Below are 19,878 nucleotides of genomic sequence, written 5' to 3' on the forward strand. Positions count from 1 at the left end.
GGATTAGAATTTTCAAAAATATAAACCGAAATGAACCTTTAAAGTTTGTTTCGGTTTTTTTTACGTGTTCCCGTAAATTGCTAAAACTAAGTTAATAAGAATAAATCGTGTTTCGGAAAAATACTATATTTGATTACCATAGAACAATTAAATAACCCTTAAACACAATTTATGAAAAACCTTTTTCTAAGTGGAATTTTATGCTGCTCATTAGTTTCTTTGAGCTCAGTTTATGCACAAAAAAAACCGGAGGTGCCCAAGTACATTACAAACGTCGAAGGTGTCAAAGAATATTCTTTAAATAACGGATTAAAAGTACTTTTAATTCCAGATGCCTCTCAAAGTAATATGGTAGTCAATATTGTTTACAATGTTGGTTCTAGAAATGAAGGTTATGGCGAAAAAGGGATGGCACATTTATTAGAACATATGCTTTTTAAGAGCACTAAGAATTTAGGGGATATTAAAAAGATGCTTTCAGATAAAGGAGGGAATGCTAATGGAACCACTTGGTTGGACAGGACAAATTACTATGAAGTTTTTCCGTCAAGTGATGAAAATTTAAAATGGAGTATCGAAATGGAAGCAGACCGAATGGTGAATGCTACTATTTTGCAGACTGATCTTGAGAAAGAATTCTCTGTAGTTAGAAATGAATTTGAAATAGGAGAAAATAATCCGGACGGAGTGCTGCAGGAAAGAATTCTTTCTACTGCTTACTTATGGCACAATTACGGGAACAGTACCATTGGAAGTAAAGAAGACATTGAAAGAGTAAAAGCAAATACACTTCGTGTTTTTTATGAAAAGTACTATCAGCCGGATAATGCAACTGTAATTATTGCAGGAAAGTTTGATGAACAAAAAGCGTTACAATACGTTGGCCAGTATTTTGGAGTAATTCCGAGACCGAAAAGAGTTCTGGATAAAACTTATACAATTGAACCAGCCCAGGACGGAGAAAAGTTTGTAGAACTTAAAAGAGCAGGCGACAGTAAAAATGTTGGAGTGGTTTATCATACAGCATCTTATGCAGATAAAGATTATGCTGCAATTGATGCTTTAGGTGAAATTCTGACAGCTGATCCATCGGGGTATTTGTATAAAACTTTAGTAGAAACCCAAAAAGTATCTAGTATTTATTTTTGGCAGCCAACTGTAAGAGATGCGGGTTATATTTATTTTGGAGTTGCTGTTCCTAATGATAAAGATGTTAAAGCGGTACAGCAAAATGTTAGGGACGAGATGGATAAAATTGGCTCAACAAAATATACGGATCAGGATGTAAGCAGAGCAAAAGCGAAAATTATCAAACAAATCGAAGCTGTAAAAAATAATACAATTTCTTACGCTATAAATATGACCGAAATTATTGGTGCCGGAGATTATAGACTTGGATTTTTGTACAGAGACGCAATTGAAAAACTGACAAAAGAAGATATTCAAAGAGTTGCCGAGAAATATTTCAGGTCAAACAACAGAACAGTGGGTGTTTTTATTCCATCTAAAGAAGAAATAAGAGTGAAACCTGTTGAATATACAGACGAACAGTTAGTTGCATTTACTAAAGATTATAAAGGAAAAGCTTTAGAGAAAGAAGCAGCTCCGTTTGAAGCTTCTATTAAAAATTTAAAGCAGAATTTTGCAGAAGGAAAATTGAGTAATGGCGTGAAATACGGATTAATCAAAAAAGAAATTAAGGGAGGTAAAGTTCAGGCAAGTTTTAAATTCCCGGTAAGTAATGAAAAAGACTTAAACGGAAAAACAGATGCAGCCGGAATTTTGGCGCAATTATTAAAAACAGGAACTAAAACACAGACCAAAGAGCAAATTCAGGATCGATTAGATCAATTGAAATCTTCTATATATTTTAATTTTTCAAGACAAACATTATCCATTAATGTTAGTACTTATAAAGAGAATTTTAAGGAAGTAATGGCGATTTTAGGTGATTTACTGACAAACTCCACTTTTCCTGAAAATGAGCTGACTAAAACGATCAGCGAGTACAATACTTACCTGGAGTCTAGTCTTAATGATCCGCAGTCTGTTGCCTTTACAGAAATTACAAGACAAACTACAAAATATCCTAAAGGAAGTATTTTTTACACGCCAACTATTCAAGAGCAGATTGATGCTTTTAAAAAGATAAAGCAGTCGGAAATTGTTGATTTCTACAAGAATATTTTAGGAGGAAACAATGGAGTTGGAAGTGTTGTTGGGGATTTGGATGCCAAATCTACAGCAGAAATTTTAGAAAGCACTTTTGGTAAATGGAACTCTAAATCAAAATACGAAATGGCACTGCCAACTTATTTTGAAACCCAAAAATCAGATAAAGATATAATTACGCCAGATAAAGAAAATGCAGTTGCGTTAGGTAGAATAAGTTTTAAAATGGATCGAAAAAATCCAGATTATCCTGCCTTTGTAATGGCTAATGAAGTATTAGGAAGCGGTGGGTTTTTAAGTGCCAGAATTCCTATGAGGTTAAGAGAAAAAGAAGGAATTAGTTATGGAGCAGGATCCTTTATTGATGTGCCAATTACTAATGATACTGCAAGCTGGACATACTACGCTTTTTTAAATCCTACGAAAAAAAGTGCAGTTGAAACAGCCGCAAAAGAAGAAATTGCCAAAGCTTTGAAAGACGGATTTACAGCAGAAGAACTAAAATCAAATTTTGTAAGCTGGCAGAATGATAGAAAAACAAAATTAGGAATCGACAATACTCTAATGGACTTAGCTAATACTTATTTACAGTACGGAATACCTTTTGAAGATTATGACAATTTAGAAGAAAAGGTTAAAGCCTTAAAAGTAGATGAGGTAAATAACGTTCTGAAAAAATACCTGTCTTTAGATAAAATGACTTCAGTTTATGCAGGAGATTTTAATAAAAAATAATAAAGTTTAGAAAATTCAATATAAAAAATCCAAATTCCAATTTAAGGAGTTTTGAAATCTTAGAAACCGAAATGCATTTTTATAATGTTATTTCGGTTTTTTTATGCTGTTAAAAAATGACTTTTTTGCAATTTAGGTTTTATAAAATCAATTGATTTTTTTACTGTATTCTTATTTTTAGAATTTGGTCCCGAGGCTTCGGGATAGAAATTTGGAATTTAAGTCATCCTTTAAGTATATTTTTTGGTTTTTCAGACAATTGTGTTGATAACTTAAGTGCTTTAGGTCGGAATTTTATGGGTATATAGTCTGCGTTTTTATATATTTGCGTGTTAGACAATAATTACATTTTTAGAATAGATTATATGAGCGAAGAAATCAAGAAGAACAATTATTCAGCAGATAGTATTCAGGCATTAGAAGGAATGGAGCACGTAAGAATGCGTCCATCGATGTATATTGGAGATGTAGGAGTTCGAGGGCTGCATCATTTGGTTTATGAAGTTGTAGATAACTCTATTGATGAGGCAATGGGCGGACATTGTGATACTATTGGTGTCTCAATAAACGAAGACGGTTCTGTTACAGTTGAAGATAACGGTCGTGGTATTCCGGTAGATTTACATAAAAAAGAAGGTGTTTCTGCACTTGAGGTTGTAATGACTAAAATTGGTGCCGGAGGTAAATTTGATAAAGATTCTTATAAAGTTTCGGGAGGACTTCACGGTGTTGGGGTTTCTGTAGTAAACGCACTTTCGGTTCATATGAAATCGACTGTTTTCAGAGAAGGAAAAATCTACGAGCAGGAATACGAAAGAGGAAAATCATTATATCCGGTAAAACAAATCGGAGAAACAGATAAAAGAGGTACACGTCAGACTTTTTATCCTGATAATACAATCTTTACGCAGACAACAGAGTTTTCTTATGATACATTGTCAGCTCGTATGCGTGAGCTATCTTTCTTAAACAAAGGAATCACAATCACATTTACAGATAAAAGAGAAGTTGATGAAAAAGGAGAATTCAGAAGTGAGGTTTTTCATTCAACAGAAGGTCTTAAAGAATATATTCGCTACTTAGATGGTAACCGTGAGCCAATTGTTTCTCATGTTATCAGTATGGATCATGATAAAGGCGAAATTCCGGTAGAAGTTGCCTTGATTTATAATACAAGTTATACAGAGAATATTTTTTCTTATGTAAACAATATCAATACCCACGAAGGAGGAACACACTTGCAGGGTTTTAGAAGTGGTCTTACAAGAACACTTAAAAAATATGCAGATGCTTCAGGTTTATTAGATAAATTAAAATTTGAAATTGCCGGGGATGACTTCCGTGAAGGATTAACAGCTATTATTTCGGTAAAAGTTGCTGAACCGCAGTTTGAAGGTCAGACCAAAACTAAACTTGGAAACAGAGAAGTAGTTTCTCCAGTTTCTCAGGCTGTTGGAGAAATGTTAGAGAATTATTTGGAAGAAAATCCAAATGATGCAAAACTGATTATACAGAAGGTTATTTTGGCTGCACAAGCCCGTCACGCTGCTAAAAAAGCACGTGAAATGGTACAGCGTAAAACTGTTATGGGTGGCGGTGGACTTCCGGGGAAACTTTCAGATTGTTCGGAGCAGGATCCTGCAAGATGTGAGGTTTACTTAGTCGAGGGAGATTCGGCTGGTGGAACAGCAAAACAAGGACGTGATCGTAACTTTCAGGCAATTTTGCCATTACGTGGTAAGATCCTGAACGTTGAAAAAGCAATGCATCATAAAGTATTCGAAAACGAAGAGATTCGAAATATTTTTACCGCTTTAGGAGTTACCGTTGGTACAGCCGAAGACAGTAAAGCTTTAAATATAGAAAAACTAAGATATCATAAGGTAATCATCATGTGTGATGCCGACGTCGATGGTAGTCACATTTCTACTTTAATATTAACGTTCTTCTTCCGTTTCATGAAAGAACTTATCGAAGAAGGACACGTTTATATTGCAGCTCCTCCTTTATACTTAGTTAAAAAAGGAAATAAAAAAGAGTATGCGTGGAACGATGTACAGCGTGATCAGGCGAATGAGAGAATGGGAGGAAGTGCGGCTATCCAGCGTTATAAAGGTCTTGGAGAGATGAACGCAGAGCAATTGTGGGAAACTACAATGGATCCGAACTTCAGAACATTACGTCAGGTAACTATCGATAGTTTAGCAGAAGCTGATAGAGTTTTCTCTATGCTTATGGGAGATGAAGTACCGCCTCGTAGAGAGTTCATCGAGAAAAATGCGGTATACGCAAATATCGATGCCTAATAGATTTTAACACGATAATTCGTTTAATTGTTTAAATTTGTTTAAACGATTAAACGAATTGTTGATTTATAAAATAAACAATTAATTAATAACCGATAAAGTTAAAAATATGAAAGTTACCATTGTAGGAGCAGGAAATGTTGGAGCTACATGTGCAGACGTTATTTCTTATAGAGGAATTGCAAGCGAAGTAGTACTGTTGGATATTAAAGAAGGCTTTGCCGAAGGGAAAGCGTTGGATATTACACAATGTGCCACCAATACTGGTTTTAATACTAAAGTGTCAGGTGTTACCAACGATTATTCTAAAACTGCTGGAAGTGATGTAGTGGTTATTACATCAGGAATTCCAAGAAAACCAGGAATGACAAGAGAAGAATTAATAGGTATAAATGCGGGGATTGTAAAGACAGTTGCCGAAAATGTACTTAAATATTCTCCTGATACTATAATAGTTGTAGTTTCTAATCCAATGGATACTATGACTTATTTGGCTTTAAAAGCTACAGGATTGCCAAAAAACAGAATTATAGGTATGGGAGGTGCATTAGACAGCTCTCGTTTTAGAACTTATCTTTCTCTGGCTTTGGATAAACCTGCAAATGATATATCTGCGATGGTAATTGGAGGTCATGGAGATACTACTATGATTCCTTTAACACGTTTAGCATCTTACAACGGAATTCCGGTATCGCAGTTTCTTTCGGAAGAAGTATTGCAAAAAGTAGCAGCAGACACTATGGTGGGCGGTGCAACTCTAACAGGGCTTTTAGGAACTTCTGCATGGTATGCACCGGGAGCTTCTGTAGCCTACTTAGTAGATAGTATTCTAAATGATCAAAAGAAAATGATTGCCTGCTCTGTTTTTGTAGAAGGAGAGTACGGGCAAAATGATATATGTATAGGAGTACCATGTATAATTGGTAAAAACGGAGTCGAAGAGATTGTAGATATTAATCTAAACGATCAGGAAAAGGCTCTTTTTGCTAAAAGTGCAGATGCGGTTCGCGGCATGAATGATGCTCTAAAATCGATTTTAGTATAATAAAAACAGTAAAAAAAGGAAAAGGCTGCACTTTTGCAGTCTTTTTTTTGAGATTAATTAATAAATAAATTGGTTAATCTTTTCGTTAATTATATATTTGCTCGATTTAAAAAAAATGTAGTAATTCGTGATCTCGATTTTTTAGTTTTAAAAACTCATGTCAGGGCTTATTTTTAGAGAATTTAAAACCAAAAACAAACATAAAACATAATTAATTTTTAGTAATAATGCAGAATAAAGGACTTATTAAATTTTTCGCAATTCTATTTGCATTGGTAAGTATTTACCAACTTTCTTTCACTTTTGTGGCAAATAACGTCAAAAGTGAAGCTAAAGCTTTTGCAGGGGACAATCCTGATAAAGAGCTAAAATATTTAGATTCTATTGGTAAAGAAAAAGTGTTTAATCTTGGTTTTACAGACTTCACTTATAATGAAGTTAAAAACAAGCAGCTAAATAAAGGTCTTGACTTAGAAGGAGGAATCAACGTAATTCTTCAAATCTCTGTTAAAGATGTTTTAAAAGGTTTAGCAAACAATTCTAAAAATCCAGTATTTAATAAATCATTAGCTGATGCAACTGCGAATTTAGAAGGAAATAAGACCTATTTAAATAAATTTTTTGAAGCTTTTGAAGCAAATTCAAACGGAACTGTAAAATTGGCTTCGCCAGATATCTTTGCAAACAGAAGTTTACAAGGAGAAGGTGGTATCGATTTTCAAATGTCTGATGCGCAAGTTCAAAAAGTAATCAAAAGAAAAGTTGATGAGTCTATCGAAAGTGCTTATAAAGTATTAAGAGAGCGTATCGACAAATTTGGTGTAACACAACCAAATATTCAAAAATTAGGAGAAACAGGAAGAATCTTAGTAGAGCTTCCAGGTGCTAAAGATGTTGACAGAATTAAAAAATTATTAGGTGGAAAAGCTCAATTAGAGTTTTGGGAAACTTATAAAATTGAAGAAGTTGGTAACTTCTTAGTTGCTGCTAACGAAGCTTTAAAAAAGACTGAAGTTAAGAAAACAGAAACTAAAACTGTTGCTAAAGATTCATTGAATGCTTTATTGACAGATAATTCTAAAGATTCATTAGATACAAAAAAAGGAAACAATCCTTTATTTGATAAAATGATTGTTCAGGGTGGTGGTCCGGTTTTAGGATATTTCGCTACTAAAGATACTGCAGCAGTAAACGGTTATTTTAAAAGACCGGAAATTAGAATTTTATTGGGTGCTGACCAACACAATGCAAAATTTGTTTGGAGTAAACCAACAACTATAAAAGATGCTAAATCTAAAGATGTTGAAGCAGTAGAATTATACGCTTTAAAAGGAAACAGAGATAACGTGCCTGCTATGAGCGGTGGTGTTGTTACTGATGCTAAAGATACTTTTGACCAAATGGGTAAACCAGCTGTTTCTATGCAAATGAACAGTCAGGGAGCAAAAGTTTGGGAAGAATTAACAGGAAGAGCTTTCTCTCAAAAAGGTTATATCGCTATTGTTTTAGATAACATCGTATATTCTGCGCCAGGTGTTACTAGTGGTCCAATTGCTGGAGGAAGATCTGAAATTACAGGTTCTTTTGATGTTGCTGAAACTAAAGATTTAGCTAACGTATTAAACGCAGGTAAATTACCAGCTTCTGCAGATATCATTCAATCAACGGTTGTAGGACCATCTTTAGGTCAGGCTGCAATTGATGCCGGAACTATTTCATCTGTATTAGGATTCTTATTAGTTTGTGTTTGGATGGTATTCTATTATGGTAAAGCTGGATGGTATGCAAACCTTGCTTTATTATTAAACTTACTATTCTTATTTGGAATTATGGCAAGTTTTGGTTTTGTATTAACATTACCAGGTATTGCAGGTATCGTATTAACATTAGGTACAGCGGTAGATGCGAACATCATTATCTATGAAAGAGCAAAAGAAGAATTACGTGAAGGTAAGTCATTATCAGAAGCTGTAGCGGCATCTTACGGATGGCATGGTGCAATGCGTTCTATCATTGATGCAAACGTAACTCACGTTTTAACTGGAGCGATCTTGTTTATCTTTGGTACAGGACCAATTAAAGGTTTCGCGTTAACATTACTTATTGGTATCGTAACTTCATTGTTTACTTCTATCTTTATCGCTAGAATTTTCATTGACAGAAATATTGCTGGAAAAGGTGATTTGACTTTCTCTACAAGCATTACTAAAAACTGGTTTACAAACTTCCACTTTGACTTTATTAAAGTGAAGAAATTCACTTATATCTTCTCTTCTATTGTAACAATAGTAAGTTTAACTTCTATCTTCTTTATTAACGGATTAGATGAAGGTGTTGATTTTGTTGGAGGTAGAACTTTCCAGGTTAAATTTGAAAAACCAATCGATGCAACTACGGTTTCAGATGAGTTATCTGCTGCTTTCGGTACTCCGGTTGAGGCTAAAATTTTAGGTGATGATGATCAGTTGAAAATCACAACTAAATATAAAATTAAAGAAGATGGTGTTGCTGTTGATGAAGAAGTAAACCAAAAATTATACAAAGCATTACAAAAGTATTACCCAAATACTTCTTACGATAAATTCATCAACTCTTTTGACGGTAAAAAAGTTGGAGTTTTACAAGCTTCTAAAGTTGGAGCTTCTATCTCTGAAGATATTAAAACAAACTCTTACTGGGCAGTTCTTGGAGCAATGGCAGTTATTTTCTTATACTTAATGGTTTCTTTCCGTAAATGGCAGTATTCATTAGGTGCGATTGCAGCTGTTGCGCACGACGTAATCTTCGTATTAGGAATTTACTCTTTATGCTACAAGTTTATGCCATTCCACATGGAGATGGATCAGCACTTTATCGCTGCGATTCTTACTGTAATTGGTTACTCTATGAATGATACTGTAATTGTATTTGACAGGGTTAGAGAGTTTATCATCGGAAACCGTAAAGGTAGTTTCGAAGATATCGTAAACGCTTCTATTAATACTACTTTATCAAGAACATTGAATACTTCATTAATGATGATCATTGTATTATTGACAATGTTTATTTTCGGTGGAGAATCTATCAGAGGATTTATCTTCGCAATGTTAATTGGTATTATTGTAGGTACTTATTCTTCTTTATTTATTGCTACGCCAGTACTGGTAGATACGATTTCTAAAGATGAAAAACATACAATCGAAGACAAACACAATAAAGCATAATTAATTGCTTAAATCATATTAAAAAGATCCGGTGAAAGCTGGATCTTTTTTTTGTGCTATATTTATAATGAATTTTAAAAACAGATATGGGGCGAAGATTACTTTTAGGGATGTTATTTCTTTTGAGTGTAAAAATCATGGCACAAGAGAAGGATTCCAGACTTTGCCTTGGTTTAAATTATGGTTTTGGAAGTGAATTCAATAATACGGATTACACTTTTATCAATCACTTTTATAAGCTGCAATTGTATTATAAGTTGAGCGAAACAAAACACTTTCAGTATGAAATTTTAATACAGCCCGAAATTAATTTTGCAAAACATCAATTATTAAATTTTTATTTTGTTAAACCGGAGACACCGGATTATCAGCAAAAAAGAGAAGATTATACGCAGTTAAAAGAGGTGAGGGAATATGTGTTGAATCTCGGTTTTCTAGTTCGAAAGCCAATTGGTAAAAGCTGTTCAGTTTATGTTTTGGGCAGTATTGGTCCGATGATAAATGATACCGAAACTGAAAGAATGTCTAAAGGATTCGCTTTTGCCGATGTTTTAGCGCTTGGTTTTTCTTTTAAAATGAAAAAGATTCACTTTGATATTCGGCCAGAAATCCGACATGTTTCTAACGCAGGTTTAAGCGGTAAAAATGGAGGATATAATACTAGAAATATAGAATTTGGAGTTTCATATTCGTTATAAAAAAGCCCGGTATTTTACATACCGGGCTTTATATTTATAAGGTTCTATTCTTGCGACTAAGAAGCTGCTAAAGGGTTTCTTTTGGCTCTTATAATAAAGAAAAGACCAATGATGATAAAAGGAATACTTAACCATTGTCCGGTTGAGAATAAGCCTAATTCTTCTTCAATACCGCCCTGGCTTTCTTTTACAAATTCAACAATAAAGCGAACTATAAATAAAAGAACTAAAAACAACCCGAATAAATATCCTGATCTAAGTCTCGCATTGGTTTTCCAATACAAGAAATATAAGATTGCAAATACAAAGATGTAGCAAAATGCTTCGTATAATTGCGTTGGATGTTTTGCTGGAACCTGTGCTAATAAATCAGCAAATTTAGGATCTGAAGCAATGGCATTATAAGCTTCTTTTGGATTTGCAATTTGTGTTGCATTTACTGCTTCGGCTTTGCTGAATTTATCGTGTAAAAATCGAATTCCAAATGCAGATGTAGTTTCATGACCAATAATTTCTGAGTTCATGAAGTTTCCTAAACGAACAAAGATAGCACCACTGGCAACAGGAATTACAACACGGTCTAAAATCCATAATAACGGACGTTTTAGAATTATTTTGCTGTAGTAATACATCGCAATTATAATAGCAATTGCAGCACCATGACTTGCTAAGCCCTGAAATCCTGTGAATTCGAATTTTGGTTCGAATTTAAATGGTAAAAATATTTCAAGTAAATGATTTCTGAAATATTCCCAATCGTAGAATAAAACATGTCCTAAACGAGCACCAATTAAAGTTGCTAAAACAGTCCAGACAAAAAGAGAATCTAATTTGTCAATTGGTTCATGTTCGCGTTCGAAAATCTTTTTCATCAGGAACCATCCTAAACCAAAAGCAATTACGAACATTAAACTGTAGTAACGAATCATAAAAAATCCTAAATCTATTCCTTCTGAAGGATTCCAAACGATATTTAAAGGCTGTGTCATATAGTGTAATGTTTTATTATATTTTGTAAAAATAGAGATTAAATATGGAGCAAATCTTTAGAAAAAGTTAATGTTTGTGTGAACATTTCTTTTCGGGAACGGGATCGTAACCTGTCCTTCCCCATGGGTGGCAGCTTAAAATTCGTTTTATTCCTAAATATCCTCCATAGAATAATCCATGTATTTGCAATGCCTGAATCATATAAGTTGAGCATGTTGGCTCAAACCTGCACGAAGCGGGTGTAAAAGGTGAAATAGCAGTTTGATAAAAGCGCACCAGTATTACAAACGGATATATTAGAATTTTTGAAAACATATTTTCTAGTAATCAGTGATCAGTATTTAGTATTTAGATTTAAACCTTGCTTTAAAGGATCGCTAAATATTGAATACTGAACACTTCATTTTATTTAGATACTAAAAGAAGTTCCTTCTTTACCATCTTTTAACTGAATTCCTAAAGCAATTAACTGATCACGAATTTGATCTGAAAGTGCAAAATTCTTATCAGCTCTTGCTTGATTCCTCATCCCGATAAGCATGTTTACAACGCCTTCTAATTTGTCGTTATTGCTGTCGGCTGCTTTCTCATCGCTTAAGCCTAAAACATCAAAAACAAAAGCGTTTATAGCTGTTGAGAATGTTTTTAGATCTTCGGCAGAAATGGTCTCTTTACCTTCTTTTAGTAAATTGATGTAACGAACTGCCTCAAATAACTGCGCAATTAAAATTGGTGTATTGAAATCGTCGTTCATGGCATCATAACAAGCTTGTTTCCAAGATGTAAAATTAATAGAGCTTGAAGAGCTTGTGTTGATTGCCGGCAAAGCTTCAATAGCTTCCATTAATCTTTTGTATCCTTTTTCTGCAGCTGTAATGGCATCATCTGAGAAATCTAAAATGCTTCTGTAGTGGGCTTGTAACATGAAAAAACGTGTTACAGAAGCAGAAAATGCTTTACTTAAGATAGTATTGTCTCCGCTTAGTATCTCTCCTGGTAAAATATTATTTCCCGTAGATTTTGCCATTTTCTTTCCGTTTAGGGTAAGCATATTGGCATGCATCCAGTAATTTACCGGCGACTGTCCTGTACAAGCTTCATTTTGAGCAATTTCACATTCGTGGTGTGGGAATTTTAAATCCATTCCGCCTCCATGAATGTCGAAGTGATTACCTAAATATTTAGTACTCATGGCTGTACATTCTAAGTGCCAGCCAGGAAAGCCATCGCTCCAGGGTGAAGGCCATCTCATGATATGCTCCGGCTCAGCTTTTTTCCAAAGTGCAAAATCCTGCGGATTTCTTTTGTCTGACTGACCATCAAGATCACGGGTATTGGCAAGCATATCTTCGATATTTCTGCCGCTTAAAACTCCGTAATTATTAGTTTCGTTATATTTTACCACATCAAAATAAACAGATCCGTTAGCCACATAGCCAATTCCGGTATCAATGATTTTTTTGATGATTTCAATTTGTTCAATAATATGTCCAGTAGCTGTAGGTTCGATACTTGGCGGTAAAAAGTTGAAAGCTTTTAGAATGTCATGAAAATCAACTGTGTATCGTTGAACAACTTCCATTGGTTCTAATTGCTCCAAACGTGCTTTTTTGGCAATTTTATCTTCACCTTCATCTACATCATCTACAATATGACCAACATCGGTAATATTACGAACGTAACGAACTTTGTAATCAAGATGTAAAAAATACCTGAAAATTACGTCGAAAGACATAAAAGTCCTTACGTTTCCTAAATGTACATTACTATAAACCGTTGGTCCGCAAACATACATTCCAACATTTCCTTCATGGATTGGTTTGAAATTTTCTTTTTCACCCGAAAGCGAATTGTATATTTTTAGAGGCTGCGTTGTATATAAAGGCATATTTTAATTTGTTGTTTAACCGTTTATTTGTTTAACCGTTTAATCGTTTAATTCTTGATTTTTTAAATTGTGTAAACGTTTTTTGCGTTTTTTATTATTGTGAAAGATAGTACTTTTTTAAACTATTTATCTGATTGCAGATTTTTTCAATTTTTTCGCGAGATTCCTTATATTCCGTTTCTGACACATAATTTAAGTCTTTCGAAATAATTAAGTGATTCAAAGTTTCCATTGCCGATGAATATGAGATCGTTAAAAAATGAGCCTTATCTTTATTTGTATTCCGTGATGTTCCTTCTGCAATATTTGTCGCAATTGAAGATGAACTTCTTTTAATTTGAGAAGTTATTCCGAACAATTCATTTGATGGAAATTTACTAGTTAATTTATAAATATCCAAAATAAACATTCTTGCATTTTGCCAAACCTCTAGCTTTTCAAATGAAAAAATATACATTATTTTCTCTTTAATTGTTGATTTGTTTAATCGTTTTATCGAAATTAAGAATTACAATAAGCGATTAAACAAATTAACGATTTATCGATTAAACTAAAATTGAGTTTCCAGTTTAATATAGTCTAAAAATTCTCTCTTTGTTTGAGGATCTTTGAATTTTCCGCCAAATTCAGACGTTACAGTGCTGCTTTCGATGTCTTTAATTCCTCTTGAATTTACGCAAAGGTGTTTTGCATCGATAACGCAGGCCACATCTTCGGTTCCTAAAGCTTTTTGAAGTTCCTGAACAATCTGCATGGTTAAACGCTCCTGAACCTGAGGTCTTTTTGCATAATATTCAACAATACGGTTCATTTTAGATAAACCGATAACTCTTCCGCTTGAAATGTAAGCAACGTGAGCACGGCCAATAATTGGAAGTAAATGATGTTCGCAGGTAGAATAAACGGTTATGTTTTTTTCTACTAACATTTCACCATACTTGTAATTGTTGTCAAAAGTTGAAGCTTTTGGTTGTTTTGAAGGGTTTAAACCGCCAAAAATCTCCTTTACAAACATTTTTGCCACTCGGTTTGGAGTACCTTTTATGCTGTCATCTGTTAAATCCATTCCAAGTGTTTGAAGAATGTTTTCAACATCTTTTTTAATTTTTTCTATTTTTTCATCATCAGTTAAGTCGAAAGCGTCCGCTCTAAGAGGGTTTTTTGCATTACTGCTGAAGTGATTGTCACCTATTTCGTCTAAAAAATCGTCGTTATTTATCATTAAAAACTACTATTATAATGGGTATATCTTTTTAAGGCGGTAAAGATAATTAATAAATAGGAAACCTTTTCTATGCTTTTATTATTTAATCGATCCTTTTTTGATATAATCTAAATTTGATCTGATTACGACTTTTTTAAAATACAAAAGACAATAACTTATCGTTATTGTCTTTTGGAAGTTTAAGTTTAGTATGTTTATTTATTGTTGTATGCGAAAAGTGCTTCTTTTAAAATATTTACAGCAGTAATTAAATCTTTTTTATTTAATACATACGCAATTCGAACCTGATTTAGTCCCATTCCCGGAGTCGAATAAAATCCGGCTGCGGGAGCCACCATCACTGTTTCTCCATTTAAATCGTAACTTTCTAAAAGCCATTGGGCAAAATCATCAGAGTTTTCTATTGGCAGTTGTGCAATGCAGTAAAAAGCACCTTTTGGTTTTGTTACAATTACACCTTCAATTTTGTTTAGTTCTGCAATTAAAGTGTTACGTCGCTCTTTATATTCTGCAATTACTTCGTCAAAATAACTTTGCGGTGTGTCAATTGCAGCTTCGCAGGCAATCTGCTCAATTGTTGGCGGGCTTAAACGTGCCTGGGCAAATTTCATAACCGTTGCCAGAACATCTTTATTTTTAGTAATTAAACAGCCAATTCGCGCGCCGCACATACTGTAGCGTTTAGAAACTGAATCTACCATGATTACATTTTGCTGTACATCTTCTAAATTCATCACAGAAAAATGCACATCATCTCCATCATATAAAAACTCACGATAAACTTCGTCAGCAATTAGATACAAATCGTATTTTTTGATTAAACCTGCTAATTGTTTAATCTCGGTTTCAGAGTATAAATAACCCGTTGGATTTCCGGGATTACAAATTAAAATGGCTTTTGTTTTTGGCGTAATCAATTTTTCGACTTCTTCGATACTTGGCAAAGCAAATGCCGTTTCGATAGTCGAAACAAGAGGTACAACGGTTGCACTTGTTGATGATGCAAATGCGTGATAATTAGCATAAAAAGGTTCCGGAATGATGATTTCATCTCCCGGATCTGTAATCGTGGCCAGTGCAAACAAAAGGGCTTCAGAGCCACCAGTCGTAACAATGATGTCTTCTGAGTTAACATTTACATTTTGGCGTTGGTAAAATTGAGCTAATTTTTTTCTGTAGCTTTCATATCCGGCTGACGGACTGTATTCTATAAGAGTTAAATCAATATTTTTTACCGCCTCGATGGCCACTTCGGGTGTCTTGATATCCGGTTGACCAATGTTTAAATGATACACTTTGTGTCCTTTTTGCTTTGCGATATCTGCATAAGGAGCAAGCTTGCGTATCGGTGATTCGGGCATGTTTCTGCCTTTGTTTGAAATTGTTGGCATGAGATTTTTTATTGAAGTGCAAATTTGCATTTTTTTTTCGAATTTAACGTAAACAATACGAGTACTTATAAAAATGTAACAATAATAAATATATTTACTAATTTTATAATAAAATATTGTCAATGAAAAAATATATTGTGTTGTTTTTTGTGGTATTGCTGCCTTTTTGTTTAAATGCTCAAGATAATTTCATTATCGAAAACAACAAAAAAAAGGCTGTAATTCCTTTTAAATTGTTAAATAACCTGATTTTTATTCCGATTAAAGTAAACGGAATAGAACTAAATTTTCTGCTGGACTCAGGTGTAGAAGAAACTATTTTGTTTAGTATGGATGAAATGCAGGAAGTTAAATTTAACAATGTTGAGAAAATCAAACTTAGAGGACTGGGCTCTGAAAAAGAAATAGAAGGGCTTAAATCTACAAAAAACACTTTTGAAACTTACGGACTAAAATCGAATAACCATATGTTATATGTTATTTTAGATCAGAGTTTTAATTTGTCGTCGCATATTGGTATTCCGGTGAATGGAATTATTGGATACAAATTTTTCAAGAACAATATAGTCGAAATCAATTATGAAAAACGAAAAATAACAGTATATGAAGACAAACAGGAGATTCAGAAAAAGCTGGATAAAAAGTTTAAATTAATTCCGATCACTATAGAACGGTCTAAGCCTTATATTTCTACAACAGCTGTTGTAGACAGTATCGAAATTCAGGCAAAACTACTAATTGATATTGGTAACAGCGATGCTTTCTGGATTTTCGAAAATTCAAAAATTAAGCTTCCCAAAAAGAACTTTCCTGACTTTTTAGGAAAAGGGTTTAGCGGTGATATCGAAGGACATCGTGCACGAATTCATATGTTTTCAATCGATGAGTTTGATTTTAAAAAACCAATAGTTGCTTTTCCAGATTCGTTATCTATTATAAATGTTAAAATGGTTAAAGACCGAATTGGATCGGTTGGAGGAGAAGTTTTAAAACGATTTAATATCGTTTTAGATTATAGGGACCAAAAGCTTTATCTTAAAAAAAATAATAAATTTTCAGACCCCTTTACATATAATAAAAGTGGTATTACCATTCAGCATAACGGACTTCAATGGGTTCAGGAAACGGTGCATTTAGAAACGGTGCAGGTGGTTTCGACAGTGAGTGAAAATGAAATGAATCAAAACAATAATGGCGGTAATTTTAGATATAAGTTTTTATTGAAACCGGTTTATGAGATTGTAAACATCAGAAAACATTCGGCGGCAGAAAAATGCGGTCTGCAAAAAGGAGATATTATTATCAGTATCAATAACGAGAGACCTTACAAATATTCTTTACAGCAGATTAATCAGCTTTTAAAATCAGAAGAAGACAGATGGATTACGATTGATGTAGAAAGAAACAGCCTTATTTTAAAATTTAGATTCAGACTAGAAGATGAATTGTAATTTCTTTTTTAATAATTTTCATTTTAGATTCAAATTTGTGGCTTAGTTTGTATCTATTTTAAAAATTAATAAGAAAATTAAGTTTTTTAAGAAAGTAAGCTCATATTTTATTATGTTTAACGAAAATAATAATATATGGTCAAAAACTACATTAATTTCTTACAATTTTTATTGGTTTTTATTTTTTTAACGGTTTTATCTCCAAAAATTTATTCACAATGTGCTGGTAATGATGCGCATGTTGATCTTTGCACGATAGAAGATCCGGTAAATCAGAACATATCGTTATTTTCTTTATTAGGAGGCAGTCCTGTACCGGGAGGAACTTGGTCTGGAGACGATACTTCCCGCGGATTAAACCCTGTTTTGGGGACTTTAAATGCGCAGCTCATTAGCCAGGGAGGAAATTATCGATATACTTATACAGTACCGGCGGCCACTGGGTGTACAGATAATAAAGCTACAGTTACCCTTACTATTGGTGCTTATGCCGGAGTTCCTGCTCCACATGCTACAGTATGTAGTGATGAGGAGTTTTTTAACCTTTTTACGGCATTCAATGGAACTGTGATGGCGCCGCATACAAATGGAACATGGACAAACAGCACCGGACAAATTGTAGACCAGCTTATTCCAATTAAAGGAATTGGAGGAACTTTTCAATACACTTATACAGTACCACCTGTGCTTGCCTGTTCTCCAAATTCACCATCTTCAACCGTAATCGTAACGATTAGAAAAGCGCCGGAAGTAGGAAAGGCAAGAAATTTATTGCTATGTGCAGAAACAGATCTTGCTTCTTATACTAATTTGGATTTAAGCACCAGACTTGTGGGGCAGGATAGTGGAGGTGAATGGAGAGGTCCCGGCTTAACATCTTTAAGTGATAATTTTGTCAATCTGCAGGAAGTCTATGATGCAGGCGGACCTGGAGACTATACTTATACCTATACTGTTTATGCGGCTCCAAACAATAAAGTATGTCCGGATAAAACAGAGCCTATAGTAATTACGATCGAAAAAAGACTCGATTTTACAGGAGCAAAAATTGAAGTAATAAAAGATATTTGCGAGCCTGATATTTCAACGGCTACTTATTCAGCGGTATTAACAAGAGGTTCTCAGCCTATTCCAAACGGACAATACCGCGTTACATTTAATGTTTCAGGACCTAATGGCGGTACTCAGACGATTACTGCTAATTTTGTTAACGGAGTGTTGAACTTTCCAATTTCTTCTTATTATTTCAGACAAGTAGGTGAGTTTAAAATATCAATTATCAATATTGTGAATGTTTCAAGCAACGGAGCTTGTAATAATATTGTAAATGATTTATCAGATGAGCTGGAAGTGCATCCTATTCCGCGTTTAGACGGTGCAGTTTTAACTTTAGAACCAACATGCCAGAATAAAAATGCATTAGCAGATCTTACAAATGCACTGCTCCTTCCTGATGGTAATTATGATATTGTTTATAATGTGACTGGTGATAATTTTGCTTTAGGGCAAAGACAAAATATTACAATATCTGGAGGAAAATCAAACTTTACAATTCCTGGAAACTTAAACGCAAACAGCGGTGCCTCAACCATCACCATTATAAATATTACAAATACCGCAACAGGTTGTACAAATACGGCAAATATAAAAGGAAACCTAATCATAAATCCGTTGCCCAATGCTGCAACAGTCAGAGTGGCGGTTAATGATCGTTGTCTTCATGATCCGGTTTCCGTGGCGATTTCGGGATTAGGCACTTTGACTGATGTAACAATTTCCTATATGCTGTCAGATAGTAATTTAAGTACTTCAGAAACAGTTGTTCTCCCAGTTACTGGTGGGAAAACTGAATTTCAAATTCCTACAGACTTGGTTTTAAATACAGGATCAACTGTTATTTCGATAACCAATTTGAAGAATAACATCACCAATTGCGATGTTAACCTCAATAATGTATTTGACGGTTTTATTATAAATCCAATTCCTGCTGCACCAGTTGTAAATCCGCAGCCTTTTTGTAAAGTTGATGAAGCCACAATTGCGAATTTATTTCCAAAAGGCCCTCAATATAAATGGTACAATACGGCAGCATCAACCACAGCTCTTCCGGATACTACGATTTTAGAATCAGGGAATTATTATGTTAAGGAAACTTCAGCGGCAGGCTGTACATCAGAACCGGCAATGGTTTTGGTTACGATAAACGATACGCCTTCTCCGATTTTAAATACGGATGGAGCAGATTTCTGTGGATTGAATAATCCCACAATTGCTGATTTATCAAATAATACCGATGTGCCTTCAACAGTAGTTTGGTACGATGCAGAAGCAAATGGGAATTTATTATCGCCGTCAACTCCTTTAATAGAACAGGGAAAATATTACGGATTTAATTTTCCGGCGTCAGATTGTTTTTCTTCAGAACATATTGAAGTTACAGTTAGATTAACAGACTGCGACGATGTGCCTAATGACTTTTTTATTCCCGATGGATTTTCGCCAAATGGAGATGGAGTAAACGATTCATTCGTGATAAAAGATATTGAATTTTTGTACCCCAATTATACCCTTGAAATTTTTAACAGATACGGAAACGGAATGTATAAAGGAGATAAAAGTAAACCGGCCTGGGACGGGATAAATTATGAAAAGAGCGGTATTGCGGGCGGTGTTGCACCAAACGGCGTTTATTTTTACGTACTGCATTTTAATAAAGACAATAAACCGCCAAAACAAGGCCGTCTTTATTTAAACCGCTAAATCTCTTTTTATAT

At 34.1% G+C, this 19,878-nt stretch carries 13 protein-coding genes; 7 read left to right on the forward strand and 6 right to left on the reverse strand.

The genetic code is table 11. The features are described 5' to 3' along the window. Positions 1–171: 171 nt before the first annotated feature. From BKM63_RS12330 to BKM63_RS12350, 5 genes are all read left to right on the forward strand, one after another. A complete protein-coding gene (locus tag BKM63_RS12330; protein ID WP_071636882.1) occupies positions 172–2,907 on the forward strand; it encodes a M16 family metallopeptidase in 2,736 nt (911 codons plus the stop codon). A 365-nt stretch (positions 2,908–3,272) separates the two neighbouring features. Beyond that, entirely contained in the window at positions 3,273–5,213 is a 1,941-nt protein-coding gene (gene gyrB / locus BKM63_RS12335) for a DNA topoisomerase (ATP-hydrolyzing) subunit B (protein WP_071636883.1), read from the forward strand. A gap of 109 nt (positions 5,214–5,322) precedes the next feature. Then, on the forward strand, positions 5,323–6,258 hold the full coding sequence (gene mdh / locus BKM63_RS12340) for a malate dehydrogenase (RefSeq protein ID WP_071636884.1): 936 nt from the start codon (positions 5,323–5,325) through the stop codon (positions 6,256–6,258). 227 nt (positions 6,259–6,485) lie between these two features. Then, entirely contained in the window at positions 6,486–9,461 is a 2,976-nt protein-coding gene (gene secDF, locus BKM63_RS12345; RefSeq protein WP_071636885.1) for a protein translocase subunit SecDF, read from the forward strand. A gap of 110 nt (positions 9,462–9,571) precedes the next feature. Then, entirely contained in the window at positions 9,572–10,159 is a 588-nt protein-coding gene (locus BKM63_RS12350; RefSeq protein ID WP_347511975.1) for an acyloxyacyl hydrolase, read from the forward strand. A 56-nt stretch (positions 10,160–10,215) separates the two neighbouring features. On the opposite strand, the gene lgt is transcribed toward BKM63_RS12350, so the two are convergent. The 6 genes from lgt to BKM63_RS12380 form a co-directional block, all read right to left on the reverse strand. Beyond that, positions 10,216–11,148, reverse strand: a complete 933-nt coding sequence (gene lgt / locus BKM63_RS12355; RefSeq protein WP_071636887.1) for a prolipoprotein diacylglyceryl transferase — start codon at positions 11,146–11,148, stop codon at positions 10,216–10,218. 67 nt (positions 11,149–11,215) lie between these two features. Beyond that, a complete protein-coding gene (gene yidD / locus BKM63_RS12360; protein ID WP_071636888.1) occupies positions 11,216–11,464 on the reverse strand; it encodes a membrane protein insertion efficiency factor YidD in 249 nt (82 codons plus the stop codon). Between the two features lie 94 nt (positions 11,465–11,558). Continuing rightward, positions 11,559–13,037: a cysteine--tRNA ligase gene (gene cysS, locus BKM63_RS12365; RefSeq protein WP_071636889.1), complete on the reverse strand. Its 1,479-nt coding sequence runs from the start codon at positions 13,035–13,037 to the stop codon at positions 11,559–11,561. 94 nt (positions 13,038–13,131) lie between these two features. Continuing rightward, the gene (locus tag BKM63_RS12370) at positions 13,132–13,494 is read right to left on the reverse strand and encodes a four helix bundle protein (RefSeq protein ID WP_071636890.1); all 363 of its coding nucleotides are present in this window, start codon (positions 13,492–13,494) and stop codon (positions 13,132–13,134) included. A gap of 93 nt (positions 13,495–13,587) precedes the next feature. Next, positions 13,588–14,259, reverse strand: a complete 672-nt coding sequence (gene folE, locus BKM63_RS12375; RefSeq protein WP_071636891.1) for a GTP cyclohydrolase I FolE — start codon at positions 14,257–14,259, stop codon at positions 13,588–13,590. A 197-nt stretch (positions 14,260–14,456) separates the two neighbouring features. Continuing rightward, a complete protein-coding gene (locus tag BKM63_RS12380; RefSeq protein ID WP_071636892.1) occupies positions 14,457–15,653 on the reverse strand; it encodes a pyridoxal phosphate-dependent aminotransferase in 1,197 nt (398 codons plus the stop codon). Between the two features lie 122 nt (positions 15,654–15,775). Here BKM63_RS12380 and BKM63_RS12385 point away from each other — a divergent pair, with 122 nt between their 5' ends. Both BKM63_RS12385 and BKM63_RS12390 read left to right on the forward strand, forming a co-directional pair. Continuing rightward, positions 15,776–17,104, forward strand: coding sequence for a PDZ domain-containing protein (locus BKM63_RS12385; RefSeq protein WP_071636893.1), 1,329 nt, complete (start codon positions 15,776–15,778; stop codon positions 17,102–17,104). A gap of 135 nt (positions 17,105–17,239) precedes the next feature. Further along, positions 17,240–19,864: a gliding motility-associated C-terminal domain-containing protein gene (locus BKM63_RS12390; RefSeq protein WP_071636894.1), complete on the forward strand. Its 2,625-nt coding sequence runs from the start codon at positions 17,240–17,242 to the stop codon at positions 19,862–19,864. Positions 19,865–19,878 lie beyond the last annotated feature (14 nt).

The organism is Flavobacterium johnsoniae, from assembly GCF_001879205.1.
Lineage (GTDB): Bacteria > Bacteroidota > Bacteroidia > Flavobacteriales > Flavobacteriaceae > Flavobacterium > Flavobacterium johnsoniae_A.